At 56.6% G+C, this 6,214-nt stretch carries 4 protein-coding genes; 2 read left to right on the top strand and 2 right to left on the bottom strand.

Translation table 11 applies throughout. The features are described from left to right. Positions 1 to 67: 67 nt before the first annotated feature. Together AC01ZF_RS00475 and AC01ZF_RS00470 are read right to left on the bottom strand one after the other, a co-directional pair. On the bottom strand, positions 68 to 1,210 hold the full coding sequence (locus AC01ZF_RS00475; RefSeq protein WP_424674988.1) for an aminotransferase class V-fold PLP-dependent enzyme: 1,143 nt from the start codon (positions 1,208 to 1,210) through the stop codon (positions 68 to 70). Beyond that, positions 1,207 to 2,040 (bottom strand): alpha/beta fold hydrolase, encoded by an 834-nt coding sequence (locus tag AC01ZF_RS00470; RefSeq protein ID WP_476575020.1) that lies wholly within the window; start codon positions 2,038 to 2,040, stop codon positions 1,207 to 1,209. Before AC01ZF_RS00470 ends, AC01ZF_RS00475 begins: the two co-directional genes overlap by 4 nt. 498 nt (positions 2,041 to 2,538) lie before the next feature. Here AC01ZF_RS00470 and AC01ZF_RS00465 point away from each other — a divergent pair, with 498 nt between their 5' ends. Beyond that, positions 2,539 to 4,989, top strand: a complete 2,451-nt coding sequence (locus tag AC01ZF_RS00465) for a vitamin B12-dependent ribonucleotide reductase (RefSeq protein WP_428111103.1) — start codon at positions 2,539 to 2,541, stop codon at positions 4,987 to 4,989. 181 nt (positions 4,990 to 5,170) lie between these two features. Then, positions 5,171 to 6,193 carry an anthranilate phosphoribosyltransferase gene (gene trpD, locus AC01ZF_RS00460; RefSeq protein ID WP_424674991.1) on the top strand — a complete coding sequence of 341 codons (1,023 nt, stop codon included), beginning with the start codon at positions 5,171 to 5,173 and terminating at the stop codon, positions 6,191 to 6,193. Positions 6,194 to 6,214: the final 21 nt, after the last annotated feature.

Raw genomic sequence — 6,214 nt, 5'->3', positions numbered from 1 at the left:
CAACAACATCTTAGCGTCCTTTGCGTCTTTGCGTTATATCCACTGCGTCTTTGCCCCTTTACGCCTGTCACTTGGTAGCGGCGTCGAGCGCCTCTCCTACCCGTAGCACTTCGTCGAGGGTATTGTAGAAGTGGGGCGCAATGCGCACGCCAGCGCCGCGCGGCGTCACCACAATCCCCGCCTCGTTGAGCCGGTGGGAGACAGTGTTAGGGTTCTCGACCAGCGCCACCACGATCCCACTACGATGCTCCGGTGCGGTATCCGCAGCGAGCCGATAGCCACGCTCTTGCAGATCGTCGATCAGTGCCGCCACCAACGTGCTAACCTGGCGCTCGATGTACTCGATCCCTACCTCTTGCAACATCGTCACTGCGGCCAACAGCGCCAGATTATTCGCAACATTCGGCGTTCCTAAGGTGAATCGTTCCGCAGTTTCAGGCAGAGTGAGATTGTAGTCAAGATAATTCTGCCCGCTCACACTACTGGCCGCGCCAACGTAAGCTCCCGGCACAAGATCGCAGATCAACTCGCGTCGCACGTAAAGAAACCCACTGCCCGGCGTTGACAGGAGCCACTTCTGCGAACCGCAGGCCAACATATCGACGTGCCATGCCTGCACATCAACCGGAAATGCGCCGAGGGTTTGGATCGCATCAACGACGAAGTAGATCCCGCGCTCGCGGCAGATTTGACCAACAGCCACCAAATCGTTACGGAAGCCGGTAGCAAACATCGCCGTACTGAGGGCGATCACGCGGGTACGGTGATCGATCCGGCGCATGAGTAATTCAAGATTGAGCCCACCATTGTGTTGCGGCACGACTTTGGTCAGTACGCCGCGATACGCCAACTGCTGCCACGGATAGACGTTGGCCGGATAATCACCATCGAGCACCAGTACATTGTCACCGGGGCGTAATGGTAAACTAACTGCCGCAGTATTAATACCGGCAGCAGTGTTCGGCATAAGCACAATCTCATCCGGCGAGGCAGCATTGATCAGGCGCGCAAGCCGCTGCTTTAATTCGGCGAATTGTGCGATTACCTTAGGGAAGACGGCGGTAAACGGTTCGTGGGTGGCTTGGTCGAGGTACGCTTGAATGGCAGCCTGTACTCGGCGACTGAGCGGAGAAACGGCCGCGTGGCTTAGAAAAATGTAGCGTTCGGTGATCGGAAACTCGGCTCGATAAGCGGAAAAGTCGGTTGTCATGCGGTTGTTTCCTCGAGAAAACTAGACAAAATCGCGTGATACGCTTGTGGTCGTTCCAGCATTGGTAAATGGCCGCACTGCTCAATCCAGACCAACCGGCAGTGGGGGATACGGGCGGCAGCGACCGGAGCGCCCGATGGGGGCATGATCTGGTCGTGGCGGCAAGCAATAATTAAGCTCGGCGTCCGGACGGCAGCCATTGCTGCCGTGATCGTCGGGCTACCGGCGCCGCGCGCAGTCTCTAAGGCAGTACGTTGCTCCATCGCGAGAAAATCGGCGAATGTCTCACGGAGGATGGCATGATCGGCGGGCAGCCGGTAGAAGAAACGCTTCCCGACCAGCCGCATAATCGGTTGTACATCAAGCATCCATGGGCGGCGCAGCGCCAGCCACAGTGCCATCAGATGATGGATTGAGGCGACAATACGCCGTTCGCGTTCATCACGGAAGGTACTAAAGCTGGTCAGCACAAGCCGTGTTATCCGTTCGGGGTAGCGTGCGGCTACATGGATGGCGACAGCGGCGCAGAGCGAATGACCGTTAATCGCAAAGCGTTCAATGCCGAGCGCATCGGCAAACGCGATCACCCAATCGGCCAGCCGTTCGAGTGAAAGCCGGCCACCAAGCGGTGGTGACGAACCAAAGCCGGGGAGATCGGGTGCGATCAAGGTATACCGGTCGGCCAGATCACGCAGCGTATAGTGCCAGAGCCGCGACGATCCACCCCACCCGTGGAGGAGGAGGAGAGGTGAGCCATGACCGGCACGGCGAAAGGTTGTGCGCAGACCGGTAACGGCAGTTTCGGTAGCAGATACGGCGAGCGTAGCCATACAATTGCCTCGTTTCGGGGATGGTGTCTTGACAGTGATGGTGCTCTTGTGCAATGTTGGCCCATGCGGTAGGGCGGTTTGTGGTACGAAGTAGTCATAAGGCCATCTACCGCATCTCGGTCACACGAAACCGGATGTCGGTTGGATGAACTGTAAAGAGCACTACCCAGTATCGCCTGGCTTGATATCAATTATCATACCAGATTTGGTGCTGAATGTAGCAATGATAGTTATCTATATTATCGTCAACTTGTAAAATATTTTTAGTTATCAGAGAAACGCTTGACCAATCCTAATCGCTATGATACACTAGTGAAGCGTGCGAGAACACCAAGATATGCACCTTATAACCTGTCGTACACACTAGATGTAGTACCACTCTCTAGTGTTAACTTCTTTGCGTTCTACTCAGTTGTGAAAAACTATTTACACTTTTTGTTGTGCAATCACGGGTTCTCAGCGTATCAGCGGTCTGTCTAGCAGAGGAGCATGCTACCAATGATGAAGCACGATCTTGCACCCGCCCAGTTAACCGATATTGCCCGCACGGTGTTGAAAAAACGCTACCTTCTGAAGAACGAGCATGGCGATGTGATCGAGACCCCGGAGACGATGTTTTGGCGGGTGGCCGAGACGATTGCCGCCGTCGATGCACGGTATGGTGCGTCGTCAGAACAGGTTGAAGAGCGGGCTGAGCGCTTTTACCACCTGATGACACAGGGGTATTTCGAGCCAAACAGCCCAACCCTGATGAACGCAGGTCGCCCGCTTGGTCAGTTGAGTGCCTGTTTCGTCTTGCCGATTGACGATAATCTGACCAGCATTTACGAGACACTCAAGCATCAGGCGCTCATCCATCAGAGTGGCGGCGGGACCGGCTTTAGCTTCTCGCGCTTACGTCCACGCAACGACGTGGTGCGCAGCACCATGGGCGTGGCGAGTGGGCCGGTCAGCTTTATGGATGTCTATAACCATTCGACCGAAGCAATCAAGCAGGGTGGGACTCGGCGTGGCGCGAATATGGGTATTCTGCGCTGCGATCACCCCGATATTTTGGAGTTTATTACCTGCAAGCTCGATACGACCAAGATCACGAACTTTAACATTTCGGTCGCGGTCACCGATGCCTTCATGCGCGCCGTTGAGCGTGACGAAGAGTATGATCTGATTAACCCACGCACCGGCCAAGTCCATATCGCCTCACGCGATGGGCTGAAGCATCCGCTGACCGGTGATGTACTGGTGCCGCCCGGACAACCGATGCGCTTACGGGCGCGCATGATCTTTGATCTGATCGTGCAGTGTGCCCACGCGACCGGTGAACCTGGCCTGTTCTTCATCGACCGTGCGAATGAGTACAATCCGGTACCCCATCTCGGTGCGTATGAAGCGACCAATCCGTGCGGTGAGCAGCCGTTGCTGGCCTACGATGTGTGTAACCTCGGCTCGATCAACGTGGGGAAATTTGTCACTGCCGATAAGACCATCGATTGGGGCTATTTGCGTGAGGTCGTCCACGAGAGTACCCGCTTCCTCGATAATGTGATCGACGCCAATCATTATCCACTCGAGCAAATCACACACCTGAGCCAGCGTATCCGCCGCATCGGTCTCGGGGTGATGGGATGGGCCGATATGCTTGTGCGGCTCGGTATTCCCTACAATTCACACGATGCGATTGAGCTGGCCCGTAAGGTGATGCATTTTATCGATGAAGAGAGCAAAGTGGCCTCCGAGCAGTTGGCCCGTGAGCGCGGCCCCTTCCCCGAATGGGAGTACAGCATTTGGGGACCAGACGCTACCTGCGCTCGTCGGCCTGATGGGTCGCGGATCCGTCCGCAGCGATTGCTCCGTAACTGTAATGTGACGACGGTTGCTCCGACCGGTACGATCAGTATTATCGCCGGTTGCTCGTCGGGTATCGAACCACTGTTTGCGATTGCGTTCTGGCGGTATCAGGCCGATTCGCGTATGCTCGATATTAACCAAGATTTTGTAGCTCAGGCGAAACGTGAGGGGTGGTATAGCCCTGAGCTGATGGAGCGTATTGCCGATACCGGTCATATTCATCACCCCGAAGTGCCTGCTGAGGTGCAGCGTGTGTGGGTGACGGCCCACGACATCGCGCCTGAGTGGCATGTGCGAATGCAAGCGGCGTTTCAGGAATACACGGATAGCGCTATCTCCAAGACGATCAATTTCCCCCACGAAGCTACACCTGATCAGGTCCGTGAGGCTTATGAGTTGGCCTTCCGGCTTGGGTGTAAGGGGATTACTGTCTATCGTGATGGATCGCGCGCGAATCAGGTGTTGTCGACCGGTTCGACCGGTAAGAGTGAGAGTAAGCCGGCAGCGCAATCGGTGACTGCCACACCGGTTGAACTTACGCCGCGCCCGGTGCCGGCAGAGGGTCTACCCAGCCATTCCTTCCCGGTGGTTACCCCGCTTGGTAAGTTGCGTTTGTTCGTCACTGAGCTTGATGGTAAGCCGTTTGAGGTCTTTGCCATTATCGGGCGAGCGGGAAGTGATGTCACTGCGTTCACCGAAGCGATTGGCAGGCTGATCTCGCTGGCTCTCCGCTGTGGTGTACCGGTGAAACTGATCGCCGAACAATTGCGTGGGATCGGCGGTTCGCGCTCGGCCGGCTTTGGGCCGGATCGGGTGCGCTCGGTACCTGATGCGATTGGCAAGGTGCTGCTCGAACATTACGTGAAAGGGAATGGCAACGGTAACGGCAATGGTAACGGTGCCTATGTCGTTGGCGGTGAATACAACAATGGTGTCGCCGAGCCCCCTGCACCGAAGCCAGAGCCGATCACACACCTGCATGTTACACCAAGCCACGGTGCGATCGAGGCGGGTGAAATCTGCCCCGAATGCCAGAACGCTACTCTCCTGAACGAAGAGGGATGCCGTAAATGCCACGCGTGTGGCTATAGCGAGTGTTGATGTCGACCCCACAGGGCCGCCCCACTTGCGGCCCTGCCCATTGACCGCAACGTACCGTCTCGTTACAATACAAGCGGTGTTGTAGGGTTGCCCGGCAGTGCAACTTCTCCGATGCATCGCCCGGCGTTGTGGGCAGACGCATGGCCGTGCGTCTGTACGGGGATTTTTTGGGGAGAGAGTAATGAATATTCGCGAAGCCATTGCCGCGGTGGTGGCGCGGCGTGATCTCACGCAGGCCGAAGCGGCAAGCGTGATGGAAGAGATTATGAGCGGGACGGCAACTCCCGCTCAGATCGCGGCTTTTCTTACGGCGTTGCATATCAAGGGTGAGACCGACGCTGAAATCGCCGGTATGGCGGCGGTGATGCGTGAGAAGGCGACTCATGTCTATTTCGACGGGCCGGTTATTGATACCTGCGGTACCGGTGGTGATGGCGCACATACGTTTAACATCAGCACTACCGCCGCATTTGTCGCTGCTGGTGCCGGTTTGACGGTAGCAAAGCACGGGAATCGGGCGATGTCGAGTGTGTGTGGGAGTGCTGATGTCTTGGAAGGTCTAGGCGTTCAGATCGAGCTTGACGCTGAAGGCGTTGCCCGTTGTTTACGTGATGCCGGTATCGGCTTTATGTTTGCGCCGAAATTCCATCCGGCGATGCGCTTTGCCGGACCGGTGCGTCGCGAGATTGGCATTCGTACCGTGTTTAACATTCTCGGCCCGCTGACCAACCCGGCACGAGCACGGTATCAGGTGTTGGGAGTGGCGAGTGCGGCCCTCGCCGAGAAGTTAGCCAATGCTCTCGCACGGCTCGATACCGTGCATGCGCTTGTCGTCCACGGCGATGGTGGGGTTGATGAATTGACCCTCTCTGGTTCAAACCTGATCTTCGAAGTGCGGGCCGGGCATGTGCCACGTCAAATGATGGTTGCTCCTGAAGATGTTGGCCTGGAACGAGCGCCACGTGAAGCATTGCGGGGTGGTGATGTTGCCTACAATGTGGCATTGGTACGTGCCATCCTTAGTGGTGAAGATTGTGGGCCACGGCGCGATGTCGTTTTGTTGAATGCGGCTGCCGCTCTTGTTGCCGGTGATGTGGCGCCGGATTTGGCGACCGGCGTCAAGATGGCGCGTGCGAGTATTGATAGCGGACGTGCACTCGAACGGCTGCATCGAATGATCGCGGTGAGTCGGGGTGAGGCGTAATCACCTGATTTCTGAACATTG

It is taken from the genome of Chloroflexus sp., assembly GCF_056331925.1.
Note: the sequence above shows the minus strand (reverse complement) of the source record. Positions and strands in the feature narration are given on the sequence as shown.